Source organism: Micromonospora sp. NPDC047707, assembly GCF_040704235.1.
Taxonomy (GTDB): Bacteria; Actinomycetota; Actinomycetes; order Mycobacteriales; family Micromonosporaceae; genus Micromonospora.
Map to the genome: position 1 here is coordinate 1 of NZ_JBEYSU010000026.1, position 20873 is coordinate 20873.

Here is a 20873-nt window from a genome sequence, read left to right on the forward strand (position 1 = left end):
ATCACCCGCCGCATCACCCGCGGCCGACCAGCCCGGCGTCAAGCCCGCCGCACCTTCACCTGAACCTGATCAACCCCATCTCAAACACGCTCTTAGTGAGCGTTTGAGATCTCGGCTCAGGTGTTGGCCTGGGCCGGGTTCGTGTTTCGGGCCAGGCGGGTGACCATGACGTGGATCATGGCCCAGGTGACGAACGCGGCGTGGCTGGCGGGTAGGTGTTCGTAGTCGCGCACGCATCGGCGTTTCTTGCTGATCCAGGCGAAGGTGCGTTCCACGACCCAGCGTCGGGGCAGCACGACGAAGGTGTGTTGTCCGGGGAGTTTGCGGACCAGCTGCACGGTGAGGTCCAGGGCGTGGCGGGCCCAGGTGGCCAGGGTGCCGATGTAACCGCCGTCGGCCCAGACCAGGCGCAGGCCGGGGTGAAACAGGCGGGTGCGCCACAGCAGGTGCCGGGCGACGCTGCGGTCGTTGACGTGTGCTGCGGTGACCATGACGGCCAGCAGCAGGCCCAGGGTGTCCACGACGATGTGGCGTTTGCGGCCGTTGACCTTCTTGGCCATGTCGAAGCCGCGGCTGTGTCGGGGCACGGTGTCCGCGGCGCGCACCGATTGGGAGTCGATGATCCCCGCCGTGGCGTGTCGGTGGCGGCCGGCGGCGGTGCGGCACTGCTCCCGCAGCCGGTCGTGCAGACGCATCAACGTGTGATCATCACGCCACCGGGCGAACCACCAGTACACCGTTCCCGGTGGCGGGAACTCCCGGGGCAGGGCCCGCCACGGGCAGCCCGTGCAGGTCACGTACAGAATCGCCGCGACGATCGCCCGCATCGGATGCGCTGGCGGCCGCCCCCGACGAACACCCGGCGCCGGCATGACCAGCGGCGCAATCAACGCCCACTGCGCATCAGTCAGATCACTGGGATACCGCCGCCGCACCGCACGCTCCCGCTCCCGCCGCACCCGCTGCGCGGGATACCGGCGAGGCGACACAGACTGGACACCAGCGATCGGGTACAACGTCATCAGAAGGCCCTCGGCATGGAAACGGTTGGCTCGACACCACCGGACCTACCGAGGGCCTTCTCTCACGTCCAACACGACACGCCGACGGACCCGCCCCACTTCTCAAACGCTCACTAAGCGGTGGCAGCGGGCGCGCGGCCGGCTCGGCCGGGTGCATGCCCGGGTGGCGAACCTGCGCCGCGACGGCCTGCACAAGCTCACCACCCGCCTCGCCGCCACGTACGGCACGATCGTGGTCGAGGACCTCAACGTCGCCGGCATGCTGCGCAACCGCAGACTGTCCCGGCGGATCGCTGATGCCGGCTTCGCCGAGATCCGCCGGCAACTCGTCTACAAGACCCAGTGGTACGGCGGCCGGCTGGTGGTGGCCGATCGCTGGTACCCCTCCTCGAAAACGTGCTCGGGCTGCGGAGCGGTGAGAACCAAGCTGGCCCTGTCCGAGCGCACCTTCACCTGCACCACCTGCGGCCTGGTCGCGGACCGGGACGTCAACGCCGCACGCAACCTGGCGGCCCTGGCGGCCGCCGTCGCCGGGAGTGGCCCGGAGACGCTAAACGGACGCCGAGCCGACTGTAAGACCCCGCCCGCGGGGCCGGTGGCTGTGAAACGTCAACCCGGCACCACGTCTGTGGGCAAGACCGGGACCGTCCCACCGCAAGGCAGGACATCCGATCATGAGCTCACTCCTGCGTCATGAGAGGAACGGAAATCGCTTTCGGCGGGTCGCCGCGCGCCCTACCGTCGGCGTCGAACGCGGCACCGGGAGGTCGGAGGAGGTGGTGATCGTGCCGGTCGGAGCACGCGTGAGCCATCCGAACCCACACCCGTGAGGACGCCATGACGATCGACCTGACCGCCCTCGGCTGGGACGCCGACCGGGCGCGTGACGTACGACGGCGCACCGACCAGCGACCGGGCCGCGTGGCCCGGGTCGACCGCGGCGTGTGCACCGTCCTCGGCGTGGACGGCCCGGTCCGCGCCACGCTCGGCGGGGCGGTGCTGGCCGCCGCCGCCCGGGACCTGACCTGCCTGCCCTGCGCGGGTGACTGGGTGCTGCTCGCCACCTGGCCGGACGGCAACGTCACGGTCGAGGCGGTGCTGCCCCGGCGAACCGCGCTGGTCCGCCGTACCGCCGGCAAGGACGCCAGCGGCCAGGTGCTGGCCGCGAACCTGACCGCCGCGGCGGTGGTCGAGCCGGTGCACCCGGAACCGGACATGGCACGGATCGAGCGCCTGCTCGCGCTCGCCCACGAGTCCGGCGCGCGCCCGGTCGTGGTTCTGACCAAGGCCGATCTGGCCCCCGACCCGGCGGCGTTGGCCCGGCAGATCGCGGCCGTGGCGCCCGGCGTGCCCGTGCTGCCGGTCAGCGCGGAACACGGCAGCGGGCTCGGCCCGCTGCGCGCGGAGGTGGCGCCGGGCCGGACGCTGGGCCTGCTCGGGCCGTCCGGCGCGGGCAAGTCGAGCCTGGTCAACGCCCTGGCCGGGGCGGTGGTGATGCCGACCCAGGCGATCCGCCGGGTCGACGGCAAGGGCCGGCACACCACCACCTGGCGGGCGCTGGTCCCGGTGCCGGGCGGCGGGGCCGTGCTGGACACCCCGGGGGTACGGGCGGTGGGCCTGCTCGACGGCTCCGCCGGTCTGGACCGGGCGTTCGCCGACATCGCCGCGCTGGCCACCGGTTGCCGGTACGCCGACTGCGGGCACGACGGGGAGCCGGCGTGCGCGGTGCGGGAGGCGCTGGAGTCCGGGGAGCTGACCGCCCGGCGGTGGGAGAGCTGGCGACGGCTGCAACGCGAGGTGGGGTACGAGACGCGGCGGCGCGACGCCCGGCTCGCCGCGGAACGGCGCGGCGGCTGGCGTGGCGGGCGCCGGCGGGCGGGCCGGTCCGCCCGACCGCCCGCGGCGGGGGACTTCTGACCCGCCGGCGTCCGACGCCCCGGCGTCCGACGCCCCGGCGGCCGGGTGCCCGGCGGCCGGCGGCCGGGTGCCGGCGGTCCACCGGACCGGGTTGAGCTGGGGGAATGTGCGGGCGAGGGAAAGTGTCGTACCTCAGGACTAGTCTTGCCGAGGCGCCTTTCCCGCGCCCGCACAACCGCTCGGACGGGCCGTCGAGCGGACAGAACCACCCCATCTTCTGCACCCGGGAGTACAGCCACCGTGGCCGACCGACTGATCATCCGTGGCGCGCGCGAGCACAATCTGCGTGACGTCAGTCTCGACCTGCCGCGGGACGCCCTCATCGTGTTCACCGGGCTGTCCGGGTCGGGCAAGTCGAGCCTGGCGTTCGACACGATCTTCGCCGAGGGGCAGCGCCGCTACGTCGAGTCGCTCTCGTCGTACGCCCGGCAGTTCCTCGGCCAGATGGACAAGCCGGACGTGGACTTCATCGAGGGCCTGAGCCCCGCCGTGTCCATCGACCAGAAGTCGACCTCGCGCAACCCCCGGTCGACCGTGGGCACGATCACCGAGGTCTACGACTACCTGCGCCTGCTCTTCGCCCGCATCGGCGAGCCGCACTGCCCGGTCTGCGGGGAGCGGATCTCCCGGCAGAGCCCCCAGCAGATCGTCGACCGGGTCCTCGCGATGGCCGAGGGCACCCGGTTCATGGTGCTCGCCCCGGTCGTGCGCGGCCGCAAGGGCGAGTACGTGGACCTCTTCGCCGAGCTCCAGGCCAAGGGCTACGCGCGGGCCCGCGTCGACGGCGTCGTGCACCCGCTGACCGAGCCGCCGAAGCTCAAGAAGCAGGAGAAGCACACCATCGAGGTGGTCATCGACCGGCTCAGCGTCAAGCCCAGCGCCAAGCAGCGGCTGACCGACTCGGTCGAGGCCGCGCTCGGCCTCTCCGGCGGCATCGTCCTGCTCGACTTCGTCGACCTGCCCGAGGACGACCCGGAGCGGGAGCGCCGCTACTCGGAGCACCTGGCCTGCCCCAACGACCACCCCCTCGCCATCGAGGACCTGGAGCCCCGGGTCTTCTCCTTCAACGCACCGTACGGCGCCTGCCCCGAGTGCACCGGCCTCGGCACCAAGAAGGAGGTCGACCCGGAGCTGGTCGTCCCGGACCCCGAGCGCACCCTGCGCGAGGGCGCGATCCAGCCCTGGTCGACCGGCCACAACCTGGAATACTTCCTGCGCCTGCTGGAGGCGCTGGGCGAGGCGGAGCACTTCGACGTCGACACGCCGTGGCGGGCGCTGCCGTCGCGGGCGCAGAAGACGATCCTGCACGGCTCCGACGACCAGGTGCACGTGCGCTACCGGAACAAGTACGGCCGTGAGCGTTCCTACTACACCGGCTTCGAGGGCGTGGTGCAGTGGATCGAGCGCCGCCACTCGGACACCGAGTCCGAGTGGTCACGCGACAAGTACGAGGGCTACATGCGGGACGTGCCCTGCGCGGCCTGCGGCGGCGCCCGGCTCAAGCCCGAGGTGCTCGCGGTGACCCTCGCCGGCAAGAGCATCGCCGAGGTCTGCAACCTGTCCGTCGGGGAGTGCGCCGACCTGCTGGCCGGCATCGAGCTGACCGACCGGCAGAAGCTGATCGCCGAGCGCGTCCTCAAGGAGATCAACGCCCGGCTGCGGTTCCTCCTCGACGTCGGCCTCGACTACCTCTCCCTGGACCGGCCCGCCGGCACCCTATCCGGGGGCGAGGCCCAGCGCATCCGGCTCGCCACCCAGATCGGCTCCGGTCTGGTCGGCGTGCTGTACGTGCTGGACGAGCCGTCGATCGGCCTGCACCAGCGGGACAACCACCGCCTGATCGAGACGCTGGTCCGCCTGCGCGGGCTGGGCAACACGCTGATCGTGGTCGAGCACGACGAGGACACCATCCGCACCGCGGACTGGATCGTCGACATCGGCCCGGGCGCCGGCGAGCACGGCGGCCGGATCGTGCACAGCGGGTCCGTCCCGGCCCTGCTGGACAATCCGGATTCGGTCACCGGGGCGTACCTGTCCGGCCGCAAGGTGATCCCGACGCCCCGGCAGCGTCGCCCGCAGACGCCGGGGCGGGAGCTGACCGTGCACGGCGCCCGCGAGCACAACCTGCGCAACCTGACGGTGAGCTTCCCGCTCGGCCAGCTGATCGCGGTCACCGGGGTCAGCGGCTCCGGCAAGTCGACCCTGGTCAACGACATCCTGCACGCCGTACTGGCCAACCAGATCAACGGCGCGCGGCTGGTGCCGGGCCGGCACACCCGGGTGGCCGGCCTGGAGCACGTCGACAAGGTCGTCGGTGTGGACCAGTCGCCGATCGGCCGCACCCCGCGCTCCAACCCGGCCACCTACACCGGCGTCTGGGACCACATCCGAAAGCTTTTCGCCGAGACCACGGAGGCGAAGGTCCGGGGGTACGGCCCCGGCCGGTTCTCGTTCAACGTCAAGGGTGGCCGCTGCGAGGCCTGCTCCGGCGACGGCACGATCAAGATCGAGATGAACTTCCTGCCCGACGTGTACGTCCCGTGCGAGGTCTGCAAGGGCGCCCGGTACAACCGGGAGACCCTGGAGGTGCACTACAAGGGCAAGACGGTCGCCGAGGTGCTCGACATGCCGATCGAGGAGGCCGCCGAGTTCTTCTCCGCCATCCCGGCCATTCACCGGCACCTGAAGACCCTGGTCGACGTCGGTCTCGGCTACGTCCGGCTGGGCCAGCCCGCGCCCACCCTCTCCGGCGGCGAGGCGCAGCGCGTGAAGCTCGCCTCCGAGTTGCAGAAGCGTTCTACCGGGCGGACGGTATACGTGCTCGACGAGCCGACGACCGGTCTGCACTTCGAGGACATCCGCAAGCTGCTGATGGTCCTGGAGGGGCTGGTCGACAAGGGCAACACGGTGATCACCATCGAGCACAACCTCGACGTGATCAAGTCGGCTGACTGGATCATCGACATGGGCCCCGAGGGTGGCCACCGGGGCGGCACGGTGCTCGCCACCGGCACCCCGGAGGAGGTCGCCGAGGTGCCCGAGAGCCACACCGGCCAGTTCCTGCGCCAGGTCCTCAAGCTCGACGGCGAGGCGAAGGGCGCCGCCGCGGCCACCTCGCGGGCGGCCAAGGCCAACGGCGCGAAGACCCGGACGACGCGGAAGGTGCCGGCCGGCGCCCGCTGAGCCCCGCCGGGACGTCCGCCCAGGGGCCGGCACTCGGCGTCCGTGCCCGGCGGCGGTTCGGTGACGGAAGCCGGCCCGGGTCCGGAGCCTGGGCGTCCGTTGCCGGCGGCCGGGTCGCCGATCGGGTGAACCGCCGGGCAGAGTGGTCCGTGTACCGGGATAGAGCCGCGGATCATGACGAGCGGCGTGTCGAGGAGAGGGCGAGGCATGAGTGACGATCAGGCGCTGACCGGACCGGGCACCCAGACCCGTCGGGCGCTGCTGACCGGCGCGGGTGCCGTCGGCGCGGCGGTCGTCCTGGCGGCCTGCGGCAGCGACGACTCCGGCGACGGCGCGCCCAGCCCGGGCCCGGCCGTGTCCAACACCGGCGACGCCGGCGGGGGCGACCGGCAGGGCGCCCAGTCCCTGGCCCGGACGACCGACATCCCGGTCGGTGGGGGCGCGGTCTTCGCCGCCCAGGGCGTCGTGATCACGCAGCCGTCGCCGGGCCAGTTCAAGGGCTTCGACCCGATCTGCACCCACCAGGGCTGCCCGGTGTCGAACGTCGACGGCGGCACGATCAACTGCACCTGCCACGGCAGCAAGTTCTCGATCGAGGACGGTTCGGTGAAGGCCGGCCCGGCCACCCAGCCTCTCCCGGCGAAGAACGTCACGGTCGACGGCGACCGGATCTCGCTCGCCTGACCCGGGCCGGGCCCGCCGCGGCGCCCCCGGTGACCCAGGCACCCGGCGCACGGCCGGCGCGGAAACACCCGCGCCGGCCGGGCCTCGTCTCAGCGGGCGTACACCGCCATCTCCCACAGGCTGAACCCGTAGGAGGTGGCCCGGGTCAGCCCGCGCATCCGCACGTACCGGGCCGACCCGGAGGGGAAGGCGGCCACGTCCGTGCCGCCGTCCCCGGCCGTGGTCGACCACGCCGTGCGCCAGCTGGTCCCGTCCGTGGAGACCTCGATCCGGTACGACCGGGCGTACGCCGCCTCCCAGGCGACGACCACCCGGCCGACCTGCCGCGCCGTGCCCAGGTCGACGGTGAGCCACTGGTCGTCGGACCAGGCACTGGCCCAGCGGGTCCGGTCGTCGCCGTCGACCGCCCGGCCGGGCCCGTGGAACCACTGGCTGCTGGACGCCGTCACCGGCCGGCCCGCCGCCAGGTTCGGCAGGTCGTCGCCGCGCCGCGCCGGGAACGACACGACCTGCTGGAAGGTCGGGCGGTTCTGCCAGGCGATCTTCGCGTGGGTGATGCCGCCGAGCGGGGACTGCACGATGGCGTCGGCGCACCACTGGTCGCCGGCGGCGCAGTGCTCGTCGCCCGGGTACACCTGGGCGGCCGGGGTGGTGCTCGCCGCCCGCAGCGTGTCGAGCAGGACCTGCCGGCAGGCGGCCAGGTTTCCGTCGCCGCAGAAGGCCCGCCCGGGGCCGCCGCGTACCGGCTCGCCGAGGAGCGCGCGCAGGTCCTTGTCGACCCAGCCCCACCACCCGTACTGGAAGGCGGAGCCCTTGTGGGTCTGGGCGCTGTTCGCGGAGGTCGGCAGGTCCGAGACGTCGCCGCCGTGGCGGCCGGAAGGCGGCTCGTCGACCTGCATCGTGTTGACCAGCGACTGGTAGAGATCCGCACCGAGCGGTGCCCGGAACACGCCCCGGACCAGCAGCGGCCACCACGCGTCGAGGGTCCGGATCGCGTCGGCGTGCTGGTAGACCTTCGAGCCGGGTGCGGTCTCGACCCGCAGCGACCCCGCCGCCCGCCAGGCCTTGAGCCGGGAGACCTCGGCGGCCAGGGTGGCGTCGGTGACGGGCTGGCTCTCCAGCACCCGGATCAGCTCCCCGAGCACCTCGGCGGCGCGCAGGTCGGTGAGACCGGCCCGCTGCACGAGCGCGGTGAGCGACGCGCGGTCGACCTTCCGCCCGGCCGCGATCTCCGCCCGCACCGGCCGGTCCAGCAGGTCACCCCGGTGTACGGCGGAGAAGCTGAAGTTGCCGTCGGCCGCGCCGAAGTCGTGGGCCTGCTTGTTGTTCCAGCTGACGTAGTAGTCCTGGTCCACGGAGCGGGGGTGGGCCACCAGCGGCGCGTACCTGGCGGTGTTCGTGGCCGGGTCGTAGCCCTGCCACTCGAAGCGCTGCTCGGCCCGCATCGGCAGGTTCGGGTTGGACCCGTCGGCGCGTACCGGGTTGCGTCCCGAGTTGAAGTACGCCGCCTGGGTGGAGTTGACGTAGAACCAGTTGAAGGCGTACTCGACGTGGTTCGCCGAGGTGGTGAAGGCGTCGGCGGTGCCCATCTGCCCGGGGTCGTTGAACATCTGGAAGCCGATCGCCGAGGTCGCCTCGTGGCGGTAGGTGGAGCGCAGTTGGGTGAAGGCGTGGGGTCGTCCGTCGACCGTGCCCCGCCACGCCACCAGGCCGAGGTTGGTCCGCCGGGCGACCAGCTTGTACGACCCGGCGGGGGTGCCGTCCGCGACCGTCGGGCTCCACCGGTTGACCTGGGTGATCTCCTCCATCGGCAGGCACCGGCCACGGAACAGGTAGTGGTTGCTCGCCAGGGTGGGCGTCGCGCCGTCGGGGGTGCACAGCGGGACGGCGTACGTGTCGGTGATGTCGTGGGCCGAGGAGGTGGCGCTCCACGCGTAGTCGCGGCCCCGGCCGAGCAGCACGTACAGGTTCAGGCCGGCGAACGCGGCGCCGCGGGCGCTGATGCCCGGGCCCTGCAGCTCCTGCACCATGAGCAGCTGCGGCGCGAAGTAGCCGGTCTGCGGCCCGAACACGGCGATCGGGTGGCCGGTGGCCGAGTGGGCGGCGGAGACGACCGCCGCGTTGGACATGCCCCGGTGGGCCGCGCCGACGGTGAGCCCGGACAGCGCCGCCGCCAGCTCCGACGAGCGGGTCGACGTCGCCGCCGCCGTGCCGGCGGCCGAGCCGGTCGCATCGGCCACCACGGGTTCCACCCGCGCCGACCCGGCGTCGGGCAGCACCACGCTGGGGGCGTCGTCGTCGGCGTCGCCGTACGGGAAGCTCTGCCCGTCGTGCAGGGTCAGCACCGTCTCCGGGTCGTTCCGGCCGCGGAACCCGTTCCACACCCGGTCGCCCTCGACCGGGCCGTACCGGGCGCGGGCGGCGATGCGGACCAGCGCGGACTGCATCTCGATCCCGCCACCGCCGCCGAACAGGCCACCGACGACACCGGCGATGGCGATCAGGTCGGTCATCCGGAACGGTTCCGGACCGCCGGCGTTGGTTATCGCGTCGAGGTGGCCGGTGAGCACGTACTCGCCGGGGCAGTTGCGGTTCGCCATGCAGGCGCCGATGTAGGCGTTGATGCCGGCCACGTACTCCTGCACGTCGGCGTGGAGCTGCTCGCCGCGCGCGCCGGCCCTGGTCCGCAGCGCCTCCACCTGGGCCTGGAGGTCGGCCTCGGTGTACGGCGAGGTGCGCCAGACGCTCTGCTCCAATGCCCGGTTGCCGGGTGCGCCGCCCGCGAACGAGGTCAGCCTGCCCCGGCCGACGCGGCGCAGCAGGTCCATGGTGAACAGCCGGTCCTCGGCACCGGCGTACCCGGCGCCGAACATGGTTCCGCCTCGGGTGGTGCCGGTGACGTGCGGGACGCCGGTCGCCTTGTCGCGGACGATCCGCACGTCGGCACGCGGCGAGTAGTCCCGCTCGACCTGACCGGGTGGGACGCCGAAGGAGGCGTCGTTGAAGAACGTGCCGATCTGGTCCTCGCGCAGGCCGGCGTAGCCGTAGACGAGGTCGGCGTACCGGCCGAGCTGGTCGGCGGAGTGCCGGGGCAGGGTGCCGAGGGCCTGGTGGCCCAGGATCTCGACCAGCGTGGCGTTGCCGTTCTGGCCGGGCGGCAGGATGTCGCCGCACTCGCCGAGACAGTGGTCGTCGGGGGTGAAGGTGGTGACGCTCGGGCGGGCGCCCGTAGCGGCGGCGGCGGTCGCCGTCGCGGTGGCGCTCGCCGTCGCGGTGGTGGCGTCGGCTGCGACGGGGGTGGTGGCCAGCAGGGCGGCGACCCCGGCGAGGGCGGTGACGCCGGCGAGCAGGGGGTGGGGGGTACGCGGCATGGTGATCTCCCGGGGGATGGGGATCATTCACGAATAACATTCGGAAACCGGATGGTAACCTTTCCCGCCTTGCATCGGAAGACGTCAATCAGTTATCCGGGGTGCGCCGACGACCCGGGGCTGTCGGGGGCGCGGACTAGGCTTGCTGCCGTGGCTGACCCCTCGACCTACCGTCCCGCGCCCGGCACGATCCCGGAGTCGCCGGGGGTCTACCGCTTCCGCGACGGCACCGGTCGGGTGATCTACGTCGGCAAGGCGAAGAACCTGCGCAGCCGACTCAACTCGTACTTCGCCGACCCGGTCAACCTGCACCAGCGCACCCGGCAGATGGTGTTCACGGCCGAGTCGGTGGACTGGATCTCCGTCGCCACCGAGGTGGAGGCGCTCCAGCAGGAGTTCACCTGGATCAAGCAGTACGACCCGAGGTTCAACGTCCGCTACCGGGACGACAAGTCCTACCCCTACCTCGCCGTCACGCTCGACGAGGAGTTCCCGCGCCTGCAGGTGATGCGGGGCGCGAAGCGCAAGGGGGTGCGCTACTTCGGGCCGTACTCGCACGCCTGGGCGATCCGCGAGACGCTCGACCTGCTGCTGCGGGTCTTCCCCGCGCGCACCTGCTCCTCCGGCGTGTTCAAGCGGGCCGGCCAGGTCGGCCGGCCCTGCCTGCTGGGTTACATCGGCAAGTGCTCCGCCCCGTGCGTCGGCAGCGTCTCCGCCGACGAGCACCGGGCCATCGTCGACGGCTTCTGCGACTTCATGGGCGGTCGCACCGACACCATGGTCCGCAAGCTGGAACGCGAGATGAGCGAGGCCAGCGCGCAGTTGGAGTTCGAGCGGGCCGCCCGGCTGCGCGACGACCTGGCCGCCCTGCGCCGGGCGCTGGAGAAGCAGACCGTGGTGTTCGGTGACGGCACCGACGCCGACGTGGTCGCGTTCGCCGACGACCCCCTGGAGGCCGCCGTCCAGGTGTTCCACGTCCGCGACGGGCGGGTGCGCGGCCAGCGCGGCTGGGTGGTGGAGAAGACCGAGGAGCTGACCACCGGCGACCTGGTGCACCACTTCTGCACCCAGGTCTACGGGGGAGAGCACGGCGAGGCCGACGTCCCCCGGGAGCTGCTCGTCCCCGAGCTGCCCGCCGACGCCGACGCGCTCGCCGACTGGCTCTCCACCCACCGGGGCAGCCGGGTGACACTGCGCGTGCCGCAGCGCGGCGACAAGCGCGCCCTGCTGGAGACGGTGGAACGCAACGCCAGGGACGCGCTCGCCCGGCACAAGCTCAAGCGGGCCGGCGACCTCACCACCCGCAGCAAGGCCCTCGACGAAATCGCCGACGCGCTGGGCATGCGGACGTCGCCGCTGCGCATCGAGTGCTTCGACATCTCCCAGATCCAGGGCACCGACGTCGTCGCCAGCATGGTCGTCTTCGAGGACGGGCTGCCCCGCAAGAGCGAGTACCGGCGGTTCATCATCCGGGGCGCCACCGACGACCTCTCCGCGATGTCCGAGGTGCTGCGGCGGCGCTTCGCCCGCTACCTCGACGCCCGGGCCGAGACCGGTGAGGCGGGCGTCGAGTCGGCCGACGACCCGGAGGCCCCGGCCGGGCACGGAGTCCCCGACGAGCCGCGGGTCGGCACGTTGATCGACCCGACGACGGGGCGGCCACGCAAGTTCGCGTACCCGCCGCAGCTGGTGGTGGTGGACGGCGGCGCGCCGCAGGTCGCGGCGGCCGCCCAGGCCCTCGCGGAGCTCGGCGTCGACGACGTGGCGCTGTGCGGGCTGGCCAAGCGGCTGGAGGAGGTGTGGCTGCCCGACGACGACTTCCCGGTCATCCTGCCGCGCACCTCCGAGGGGCTCTACCTGCTACAACGCGTCCGTGACGAGGCCCACCGGTTCGCGATCACGTTCCACCGGCAGCGGCGCTCGAAGCGGATGACCGAGTCGGCGCTGGACAGGGTGCCCGGCCTGGGGGAGGTGCGGCGCAAGGCGTTGCTGCGGCACTTCGGCTCGCTCAAGCGACTCTCCGCCGCCAGCGTGGAGGAGATCACCGAGGTGCCGGGCGTCGGCCGGCGGACAGCCGAGGCGATCCTCGCCGCGCTCGGCGGCGAGTCGAAGCCTCAGGCCGCCGACTGACCGCCGCGCCCGCAGGCGACGAGACGGCAACGTCGGGGAAGTCGCTGCCTCCCGCGCGGCTGAGGCAGCAACTTCCCCGATGTTGCTTGGAGTTTGGAACGGGTGCGACGCGGCGCGGTGTGACGGGGGTCGGGTCAGGTCTCGGCGAGGACGGTGAGGATCTGCTCGCCGTACTTCGCGAGCTTCGCCTCACCGACCCCGCTGACCCGGGACAGGTCCGCGAGGGAGGCCGGCGCGTCGTTGGCGATCTGGCGGAGGGTGGCGTCGTGGAAGATCACGTACGCCGGGACGCCCTGCTCCTTCGCGGTGGCGGCCCGCCAGGCGCGCAGCCGCTCGAAGACGCCGGCGGCGGTCGGGGTGAGCTCGGCGACCACGGTCGCCGCGCCGCGTGGTTTCGCCGACCGGCCCGACGGCGCGCGGGCCGGCTCGCGGCGCAGCATGACCGTGCGGCGCCGCCCCAGCACCTCGCCGCTGGTCCCGGTGAGGGCCAGGGTGCCGTAGTCGCCCTCGACCGCCAGCAACCCCTCGGCCAGCAGTTGGCGGATCACGCCCCGCCACTCCGCCTCGCTCAGCTCCGCGCCGACGCCGAACACGGTCAGCGAGTCGTGCCCGTACTGCGTGATCTTGTCGGTGGTGCGGCCGAGCAGGATGTCGACGCAGTGCCCGGCGCCGAACCGCTGGTTGCGCTCGCGGTCGAGCCGGTACACCGTGGAGAGCAGCTTCTGCGCGGGAACCGTGCCGTCCCAGGACTCCGGGGGCTCAAGGCAGGTGTCGCAGTTGCCGCAGGCGGCGGAGGTCTCACCGAAGTACTCCAGCAACTGCATCCGCCGGCAGCGGACCGTCTCGCAGAGCGCGAGCATCGCGTCCAGGTGGGCGGCCAGGTTGCGCCGGTGCGCCAGGTCGCCCTCCGACGTCTCGATCATCCGGCGCTGCTGCACCACGTCCTGGAGGCCGTACGCGAGCCACGCCGTCGACGGCAGCCCGTCGCGGCCGGCGCGACCGGTCTCCTGGTAGTAGCCCTCCACCGACTTCGGCAGGTCCAGGTGGGCGACGAAGCGGACGTCCGGCTTGTCGATGCCCATGCCGAACGCGATCGTCGCGACCATGACCAGCCCGTCCTCGCGCAGGAAGCGCTGCTGGTTCGCCGCCCGGGTCGCCGCGTCCAGCCCGGCGTGGTACGGCAGGGCGGGAATCCCGTTCCCGACGAGGAACTCGGCCGTCTTCTCCACCGAGGCCCGGGACAGGCAGTAGACGATGCCCGCGTCGCCCGCGTGCTCGTCGCGCAGCAGGCCGAGCAACTGCTTGCGTGGCTCCCGCTTGGGCACGATGCGGTACTGGATGTTGGGCCGGTCGAAGCTCGCCACGAAGTGCCGGGCCTCGGTGAGGCGCAACCGGGTCGCGATCTCGGCGCGGGTGGCGCTGGTGGCCGTGGCGGTGAGCGCGATGCGGGGGACGCCCGGCCAGCGCTCGTGCAGCATCGACAGGTTGAGGTAGTCGGGGCGGAAGTCGTGCCCCCACTGCGACACGCAGTGCGCCTCGTCGATCGCGAACAGCGCGATCCGCCCCTGCTCCAGCAGGTGGACCGTGCCGCGGCCGGCGAGGGCCTCCGGGGCGAGGTAGAGCAGGTCCAGCTCGCCGGCGAGGAACGCCGCCTCCACCCGGCGCCGGGCCTGCGGGTCCTGCGTCGAGTTGAGGAAGCCGGCCCGGACGCCGACCGCGGTCAGGGCGTCGACCTGGTCCTGCATGAGGGCGATCAGCGGCGAGACCACCACGCCCACGCCGTCGCGGACCAGCGCCGGGATCTGGTAGCAGAGCGACTTCCCGCCACCGGTCGGCATCAGCACCAGCGCGTCGCCGCCGGCCACCACGTGGTCGACGACCTCCTGCTGGAAGCCCCGGAACGCGTCGTAGCCGAAGACCCGGCGCAGCGCCTCCAGCGCGCCGGGCCGCTGATCCGTGGGGGAGGACATTGGCGCAGTCTACGAGCGACCCCCGACGCGCGGCCGAACGCGCGGCTGACGCGCGGCCGAACACCCGGCTGGTGCCATCGCGAGCGCCGGATATCAAGCGCGGCCGAGCGCCACGGCCGACGCCACCGCTGACGGGCGGTCGGCCGGGTGGAACACGACGTATCCGGACAATCAGGTGTTCCGGGCGCCACCCCGTGGAATCCCGGGTGGGGTCGGAGCCGTTAGAGTCGCTGACTGACCATGCGCGGCCGGGCCGGCCGCGACGTCACGGGTGGGGGTTTTCTGGTGAGCGAGGCGCGGACCGCGGAGCAGGCCGCCACGGCGGCTGCGGAGATCATGGGCCAGCCGGTGCCGGCGGAGGCGGACACCACCCTCGTGGTGGTGACCGGCGTCTCCGGCGGCGGTCGCAGCACCGTCGCCCGGGCTCTCGAGAACGTCGGCTACTACGTGGTGGACAACCTGCCCCAGGCGCTCATGCTCGACATGGCCGAGCTGGCCATGAAGGCCGGCGGCGCCGCCCGGCGTACGGCGATGGTGCTGGACGTGCGCTCGCGGGCGTTCTCCACCGACCTGGTGGGGGCGATCCGTGAGCTCAAGGAACGCGGCTTCTCGCCCCGGGTGGTCTTCGTCGACGCCGACGACGAGGTGCTGATCCGGCGGTTCGAGAGCGTCCGCCGCTCGCACCCCCTCCAGGGAGAGGGCCGGCTCGCCGACGGCATCGCGGTGGAGCGTGGGCTCCTGGCGGAGGCCCGCGACCAGGCCGACGTGATCATCGACACCAGTCACCTGAACGTCAACCAGCTGCGGCGGCGCATCGAGGAGCTGTTCGGCGGGGAGGACGCCCGCCGGCTGCGGGTCACCGTGCTCTCCTTCGGCTTCAAGTACGGGCTCCCGCCGGACGCCGACTTCGTGTGCGACGCCCGGTTCCTGCCGAACCCGTACTGGGTGCCGGAGTTGCGCGAGCACACCGGGCGGGAGCAGGCGGTCAGCTCGTACGTGCTGGGCCAGGAGGGCGCGGACGCCTTCGTGGCCACGTACGCCGACCTGGTCAACGCCACCACCGCCGGCTTCGAGCGGGAGGGCAAGCGCTACCTGACCGTCGCGGTGGGCTGCACCGGCGGCAAGCACCGCAGCGTCGCCATCGCCGAGGAACTGGCCGCGCGGCTGCGCCAGTCCGGTATCGCCGCCAACGCCCAGCACCGCGACCTGGGGCGCGAATGACGGCCACCCGCGTGGTCGCCTTCGGGGGAGGGCACGGCCTCTCCGCCTCGCTGCGTGCGCTGCGGCGCTGCGCACCCGAGCTCGACCTGGACATCACCGCCGTGGTCACCGTCGGCGACGACGGCGGATCGAGCGGCCGGCTGCGCGCCGAGCGGGGTGGCCTGCCGCCGGGCGACCTGCGCCAGGCCCTCGTCGCGCTGGCCGGAGACCACCCGTCGACCCGGCGCAGCGCCGGGCTGTTCCAGCACCGCTTCGCCGAGGTGTCGGCGGCGGGGGCCGGTCCGGGCACCCGGACCGGGGCCGCCGGCCGGCACACCGTGCCGCAGGGCGACGGGCTGGCCGGGCACGCGGTGGGCAACCTCGTCCTCTGCGGCCTGATGGAGCTGCTCGGCGACCCGGTGGCCGCCCTGGAGCACGCCGGCGCCATGCTCGGCGCGGTCGGCCGGGTGCTGCCGATGTCCTGCGAGCCGGTGGGGATCGAGGCGCGGGTCCGGGGCGTCGACCCGGCCCGTCCCGACGACGTCGACACCGTCACCGGCCAGCACCAGGTGGCCGTCACCACGGGGCGGGTCGAGTCGCTGCGGCTCAACCCGGAGGCACCGGAGGCCTGCCCGCAGGCGCTGGACGCGATCGGCGCGGCCGACTGGCTGATCTTCGGGCCGGGCAGCTGGTACACCAGCGTGCTGCCGCACCTGCTGGTGCCGGAGCTGGCCGCCGCCATCGTCGGGAGCCCGGCCCGCCGGCTGGTCACGCTCAACCTGGCGGCGGAGAAGGAGACGTTCGGGTTGTCCCTCGCCGACCACCTGGCTGAGCTGCGCTGGTACCTACCGGAGTTGAAGGTGGACTACGTGCTCGGGGATTCCAAGGCGGTGGGTGATCCCGAACCGGTCGGGCGTGCGGCAGAATCGCTTGGTGCCCGGCTGGTCCTCGCCCCTGTCGCGGTCACCGACGGCACTCCCCGTCATGATCCGGCGGCCCTCGGTGCCGCTCTGGTGCCGGTCCTGGGCGCCGCTCGTTAGACACGTACGTAATCTCCGGCGACACGCCGGAACCGGTCCGTGAGGGGACGCACAATGGCGATGACGGCGGCGGTCAAGGACGAGCTGAGCCGGGTCGACGTGCCCAAGCCCTGTTGTCGGCGGGCGGAGATGGCGGCGCTGCTGCGCTTCGCCGGCGGTTTGCACATCGTCTCCGGCCGGGTGGTCGTGGAGGCCGAGCTGGACACCGGCGCGGTGGCCCGGCGGCTGCGGCGGGAGATCGCCGAGGTGTACGGGTACCCGAGCGAGATCCACGTGCTCGCCTCCGGCGGCCTGCGCAAGGGCAGCCACTTCATCGTCCGGGTCGTCAAGGACGGCGAGTCCCTGGCCCGGCAGACCGGGCTCCTCGACGTCCGCGGCCGGCCGGTGCGGGGCCTGCCGCCGCACGTGGTCGCCGCGAACGTCTGCTGCGCGGTCTCCGCGTGGCGGGGCGCCTTCATGGCGCACGGCTCGTTGACCGAGCCGGGCCGGTCCAGCGCACTGGAGATCACCTGCCCCGGCCCGGAGTCGGCGCTCGCCCTGGTCGGCGCGGCCCGCCGCATCGGCATCACCGCGAAGAACCGGGAGGTGCGCGGGGTGGACCGGGTGGTCGTCAAGGACGGCGACGCGATCGCCGCCCTGCTCACCCGCATCGGCGCCCACGCCAGCGTCCTCGCCTGGGAGGAGCGTCGGGTGCGGCGCGAGGTGCGCGCCACCGCCAACCGGCTGGCCAACTTCGACGACGCGAACCTGCGCCGCTCGGCACGCGCCGCGGTGGCCGCCGCCGCCCGGGTGACCCGGGCCCTGGAGATCCTCGCCGAGGACGCGCCGAACCACCTGACCTCGGCCGGCCGGCTGCGGCTGGAACACCGTCAGGCCTCGCTGGAGGAGCTGGGCGCGCTCGCCGACCCGCCGCTGACCAAGGACGCCATCGCCGGCCGGATCCGGCGGCTGCTCGCGCTCGCCGACAAGCGGGCGCGTGACCTGGGCATCCCGGATACCGAAGCGGCTGTCACGCCCGACATGCTCGTGGTCTGATAGGACGGTGGCGGGTCCTACGGCGCGGGAAGGATCACCACCCGCCGCAGCGCGACCCCGCGCGCTCGGATATGGTCGCTGCGTACGGCAAGGGGGCCGGCACCGGCACTCCTCGCCGTGCTCACCGCCTCGGGCGGTCAGGTCCGACAGACCGCGGCGGGGCGGCCGAGATGAACTGTCAACGGCCGGCTCCAACGGTCGGCGCACACCACTCCGCCGGCCGCGGGTCACCACGCCGGCGGACCAGAACGCGAGGAGATGGGACCTGTGACCATCCGGGTTGGCATCAACGGCTTCGGCCGGATCGGCCGCAACTTCTTCCGGGCAGTGCTGGCGTCCGGCGCTGACATCGAGGTCGTGGCGGTCAACGACCTGACCGACAACGCGACGCTCGCCCACCTTGTCAAGTACGACAGCATCCTCGGCCGCCTCCCGCAGGAGGTGAAGGCCACCGCGGACGAGATCACCGTTGGCGGCCGGACCATCAAGGCGTACGCCGAGAAGGACCCGGCGGCGCTGCCGTGGGGTGAGGTCGGCGCGGACGTGGTCATCGAGTCGACCGGCTTCTTCACGGACGGCACCAAGGCGAAGGCGCACATCGACGGCGGGGCCAAGAAGGTCATCATCTCGGCGCCGGCGAAGAACGAGGACGTCACGGTCGTCATGGGCGTCAACCAGGACCAGTACGACCCGGCCAAGCACACCATCATCTCCAACGCCTCCTGCACCACCAACTGCCTGGCGCCGATGGCGAAGGTCCTGCACGACACGTTCGGCATCCAGCAGGGCCTGATGACCACCATCCACGCGTACACCCAGGACCAGAACCTGCAGGACGCCCCCCACAAGGACCTGCGCCGCGCCCGGGCCGCCGCGCTGAACATCGTCCCGACCTCCACCGGCGCCGCGAAGGCGATCGGCCTGGTGCTGCCGGACCTGAAGGGCAAGCTCGACGGCTACGCGCTGCGGGTGCCGATCCCGACCGGCTCCACCACCGACCTGACCGTCACGGTCGGCCGGGAGACCTCGGTGGACGAGGTCAACGCCGCCATGAAGGCCGCCGCCGACGGCCCGCTTCGGGGCATCCTGGTCTACAACGAGGACCCGATCGTGTCGACCGACATCGTCACCGACCCGGCGTCGTGCATCTTCGACGCGCCGCTGACCAAGGTCATCGGCAACCAGGTGAAGGTCGTCGGCTGGTACGACAACGAGTGGGGCTACTCGAACCGCCTGGTGGACCTCGTGAAGCTGGTTGGTCAGTCGCTGTGAGCATCCGGACCCTCGACGACCTGCTCGCCGAGGGGGTGTCGGGTCGGCGCGTGCTGGTGCGCGCCGACCTGAACGTCCCGCTCGACAAGCAGACCGGTGACATCACGGACGACGGCCGCATCCGCGCCGTCCTGCCGACCCTGTCGGCGCTGGTCGAGGCTGGTGCGAAGGTGGTCGTCTGCTCGCACCTGGGCCGGCCGAAGGGCAGCCCGGACCCGCAGTTCAGCCTCCGTCCGGTCGGCGGGCGGCTCGGTGAGCTGCTCGGCGCCGAGGTCCGGTTCGCCGAGGACACCGTCGGCGACTCCGCCCGGTCCACCGTGGAGGGCCTGGCCGACGGTCAGGTCGCCCTCCTGGAGAACCTGCGCTTCAACGCCGGCGAGACCAGCAAGGACGACGCCGAGCGGGGTGCCTTCGCCGATCAGCTCGCCGCGTTCGGCGACGCGTACGTCGACGACGCGTTCGGCGCGGTGCACCGCAAGCACGCCAGCGTGTACGACGTCGCGGCGCGGCTGCCGCACTACGCCGGCCGGCTGCTGCTGCGCGAGGTGGAGGTCCTCTCCACGCTGACCGGCGACCCGGCGCGCCCGTACGTGGTGGTGCTCGGCGGTTCCAAGGTCTCCGACAAGCTCGCGGTGATCGAGGCGCTGCTGCCCAAGGTCGACCGGCTGCTCATCGGTGGCGGCATGTGCTTCACCTTCCTCAAGGCCCAGGGCCACGAGGTGGGCTCCTCCCTGCTGGAGGAGGACATGGTGGAGACCTGCCGCAACCTGCTGGAGCGCTCCGAGAACAAGATCCTGCTCCCGGTCGACGTGGTGGCCGCGGACGCGTTCGCCCCCGACTCGCCGCACGACGTGGTCCCCGCGGACGGCATCCCGAGCAAGCGCGTCGGGCTGGACATCGGCCCCGAGACGGTGGCGGGTTTCGCCGCCGCCGTCAAGACGTCCGCCACCGGCGACCCGGCGAACGCCCAGACGATCTTCTGGAACGGCCCGATGGGCGTGTTCGAGATGGCGGCCTTCGCCAACGGCACCCGGGGGGTGGCCGAGGCCATCGCCGGGTCCGACGCGTTCTCCGTGGTCGGCGGCGGTGACTCCGCCGCGGCGGTGCGCGTGCTCGGCCTGGACGAGAAGTCCTTCAGCCACATCTCCACCGGTGGCGGCGCCTCCCTGGAGTACCTCGAGGGCAAGACCCTCCCCGGCATCGCGGCCCTGGAGAACTGAATGGCTAGCACCACCCGCCGGCCGCTGATGGCCGGCAACTGGAAGATGAACCTCAACCACCTCGAGGCGAACCTGCTGGTGCAGAAGCTCGCCGCGAGCCTCACCGAGAAGCAGCTCACCGAGGTCGAGACGGTGGTGCTGCCGCCGTACACCGACCTGCGGACGGTGCAGACTGCCGTGGACGGCGACAAGCTGCTCATCGGCTACGGCGCGCAGGACCTGTCGCCGCACACGTCGGGAGCGTACACCGGGGACATCGCCGGCCCGATGCTGGCGAAGCTGGGCTGCAGCTACGTGGTGGTCGGCCACTCCGAGCGGCGGGCGTACCACCACGAGGACGACGCGCTGGTCAACGCGAAGGTGCAGGCGGCGCTGACCCACGGGCTCACCCCGATCCTCTGCGTGGGGGAGGGGCTGGACGTCCGCGAGCAGGGCACCCACGTGGCGCACTGCAGCGACCAGCTCGACGGCGCCCTCAAGGGGCTCTCCGCCGAGCAGGTGACGAAGGTCGTGGTCGCGTACGAGCCGGTCTGGGCGATCGGCACGGGCAAGACGGCCACCCCGGAGGACGCCCAGGAGGTGTGCGCGGCGGTCCGCCAGCGCCTGGCCGACACCTTCGGCTCGGAGACCGCGGACCAGGTCCGGGTCCTGTACGGCGGGTCGGTCAAGTCCTCCAACGTGGCGGCGATCATGGCCCAGCCGGACGTGGACGGCGCCCTGGTCGGCGGTGCCAGCCTGGACGCCGAGGAGTTCGCGAAGATCTGCCGGTTCCCGGAGCACACCGCCCGCTGATCGCTCGCTATTCTTGACTCCGCCCGTCCGCCGGCCG

General features: G+C 72.6%; 14 protein-coding genes. 11 read left to right on the forward strand and 3 right to left on the reverse strand.

From position 1 onward, the window contains the following. Positions 1-116 precede the first annotated feature (116 nt). Entirely contained in the window at positions 117-989 is an 873-nt protein-coding gene (locus tag AB0873_RS23400; RefSeq protein WP_366602144.1) for an IS5 family transposase, read from the reverse strand. On the opposite strand from AB0873_RS23400, the gene AB0873_RS23405 reads away from it, so the two are divergent. The 4 genes from AB0873_RS23405 to AB0873_RS23420 all read left to right on the forward strand — a co-directional run bounded on the left by AB0873_RS23405 (position 871) and on the right by AB0873_RS23420 (position 6806). Then, positions 871-1719, forward strand: a complete 849-nt coding sequence (locus AB0873_RS23405; protein WP_366602146.1) for an RNA-guided endonuclease TnpB family protein — start codon at positions 871-873, stop codon at positions 1717-1719. The genes AB0873_RS23400 and AB0873_RS23405 overlap by 119 nt on opposite strands. Positions 1720-1859: 140 nt before the next feature. Then, entirely contained in the window at positions 1860-2939 is a 1080-nt protein-coding gene (gene rsgA, locus AB0873_RS23410) for a ribosome small subunit-dependent GTPase A (RefSeq protein ID WP_155331222.1), read from the forward strand. Between the two features lie 240 nt (positions 2940-3179). Beyond that, a complete protein-coding gene (gene uvrA / locus AB0873_RS23415; protein WP_366602148.1) occupies positions 3180-6122 on the forward strand; it encodes an excinuclease ABC subunit UvrA in 2943 nt (980 codons plus the stop codon). 207 nt (positions 6123-6329) lie between these two features. Beyond that, the gene (locus AB0873_RS23420) at positions 6330-6806 is read left to right on the forward strand and encodes a Rieske (2Fe-2S) protein (protein WP_155331224.1); all 477 of its coding nucleotides are present in this window, start codon (positions 6330-6332) and stop codon (positions 6804-6806) included. Between the two features lie 89 nt (positions 6807-6895). On the opposite strand, the gene AB0873_RS23425 is transcribed toward AB0873_RS23420, so the two are convergent. Continuing rightward, positions 6896-10204: a penicillin acylase family protein gene (locus AB0873_RS23425; RefSeq protein WP_366602150.1), complete on the reverse strand. Its 3309-nt coding sequence runs from the start codon at positions 10202-10204 to the stop codon at positions 6896-6898. 123 nt (positions 10205-10327) lie between these two features. Between AB0873_RS23425 and uvrC the strand changes: the two genes are divergently transcribed. Then, positions 10328-12307 carry an excinuclease ABC subunit UvrC gene (uvrC, locus tag AB0873_RS23430; RefSeq protein WP_366602152.1) on the forward strand — a complete coding sequence of 660 codons (1980 nt, stop codon included), beginning with the start codon at positions 10328-10330 and terminating at the stop codon, positions 12305-12307. Positions 12308-12441: 134 nt separating this feature from the next. Here the strand turns inward: uvrC and recQ are convergent, their stop codons facing one another. Then, positions 12442-14277, reverse strand: coding sequence for a DNA helicase RecQ (recQ, locus tag AB0873_RS23435; protein WP_366602154.1), 1836 nt, complete (start codon positions 14275-14277; stop codon positions 12442-12444). A gap of 336 nt (positions 14278-14613) precedes the next feature. Here recQ and rapZ point away from each other — a divergent pair, with 336 nt between their 5' ends. The 6 genes from rapZ to tpiA all read left to right on the forward strand — a co-directional run bounded on the left by rapZ (position 14614) and on the right by tpiA (position 20836). Next, entirely contained in the window at positions 14614-15498 is an 885-nt protein-coding gene (gene rapZ / locus AB0873_RS23440) for an RNase adapter RapZ (RefSeq protein ID WP_366602214.1), read from the forward strand. Further along, the gene (locus AB0873_RS23445; protein ID WP_366602155.1) at positions 15495-16517 is read left to right on the forward strand and encodes a 2-phospho-L-lactate transferase CofD family protein; all 1023 of its coding nucleotides are present in this window, start codon (positions 15495-15497) and stop codon (positions 16515-16517) included. The genes rapZ and AB0873_RS23445 overlap by 4 nt, the downstream gene beginning before the upstream one ends. Before the next feature lie 54 nt (positions 16518-16571). Then, entirely contained in the window at positions 16572-17552 is a 981-nt protein-coding gene (gene whiA / locus AB0873_RS23450; RefSeq protein WP_155334128.1) for a DNA-binding protein WhiA, read from the forward strand. A gap of 267 nt (positions 17553-17819) precedes the next feature. Beyond that, complete coding sequence (gene gap / locus AB0873_RS23455) at positions 17820-18824, forward strand: type I glyceraldehyde-3-phosphate dehydrogenase (protein ID WP_366602157.1); 1005 nt, start codon at positions 17820-17822, stop codon at positions 18822-18824. Beyond that, complete coding sequence (locus tag AB0873_RS23460; RefSeq protein WP_155331229.1) at positions 18821-20044, forward strand: phosphoglycerate kinase; 1224 nt, start codon at positions 18821-18823, stop codon at positions 20042-20044. Before gap ends, AB0873_RS23460 begins: the two co-directional genes overlap by 4 nt. Next, on the forward strand, positions 20045-20836 hold the full coding sequence (gene tpiA / locus AB0873_RS23465; protein ID WP_366602159.1) for a triose-phosphate isomerase: 792 nt from the start codon (positions 20045-20047) through the stop codon (positions 20834-20836). The last annotated feature ends 37 nt before the right edge of the window (positions 20837-20873 follow it).

Coding starts and splice junctions, on each gene's coding strand:
- AB0873_RS23425 (WP_366602150.1), bottom strand. CDS start 10,204: ATGATCCCCATCCCCCGGGAGATCACCATGCCGCGTACCCCCCACCCC.
- tpiA (WP_366602159.1), top strand. CDS start 20,045: ATGGCTAGCACCACCCGCCGGCCGCTGATGGCCGGCAACTGGAAGATG.
- AB0873_RS23405 (WP_366602146.1), top strand. CDS start 871: ATGACCAGCGGCGCAATCAACGCCCACTGCGCATCAGTCAGATCACTG.
- rapZ (WP_366602214.1), top strand. CDS start 14,614: ATGGGCCAGCCGGTGCCGGCGGAGGCGGACACCACCCTCGTGGTGGTG.
- whiA (WP_155334128.1), top strand. CDS start 16,572: ATGGCGATGACGGCGGCGGTCAAGGACGAGCTGAGCCGGGTCGACGTG.
- recQ (WP_366602154.1), bottom strand. CDS start 14,277: ATGTCCTCCCCCACGGATCAGCGGCCCGGCGCGCTGGAGGCGCTGCGC.
- rsgA (WP_155331222.1), top strand. CDS start 1,860: ATGACGATCGACCTGACCGCCCTCGGCTGGGACGCCGACCGGGCGCGT.
- AB0873_RS23445 (WP_366602155.1), top strand. CDS start 15,495: ATGACGGCCACCCGCGTGGTCGCCTTCGGGGGAGGGCACGGCCTCTCC.
- AB0873_RS23420 (WP_155331224.1), top strand. CDS start 6,330: ATGAGTGACGATCAGGCGCTGACCGGACCGGGCACCCAGACCCGTCGG.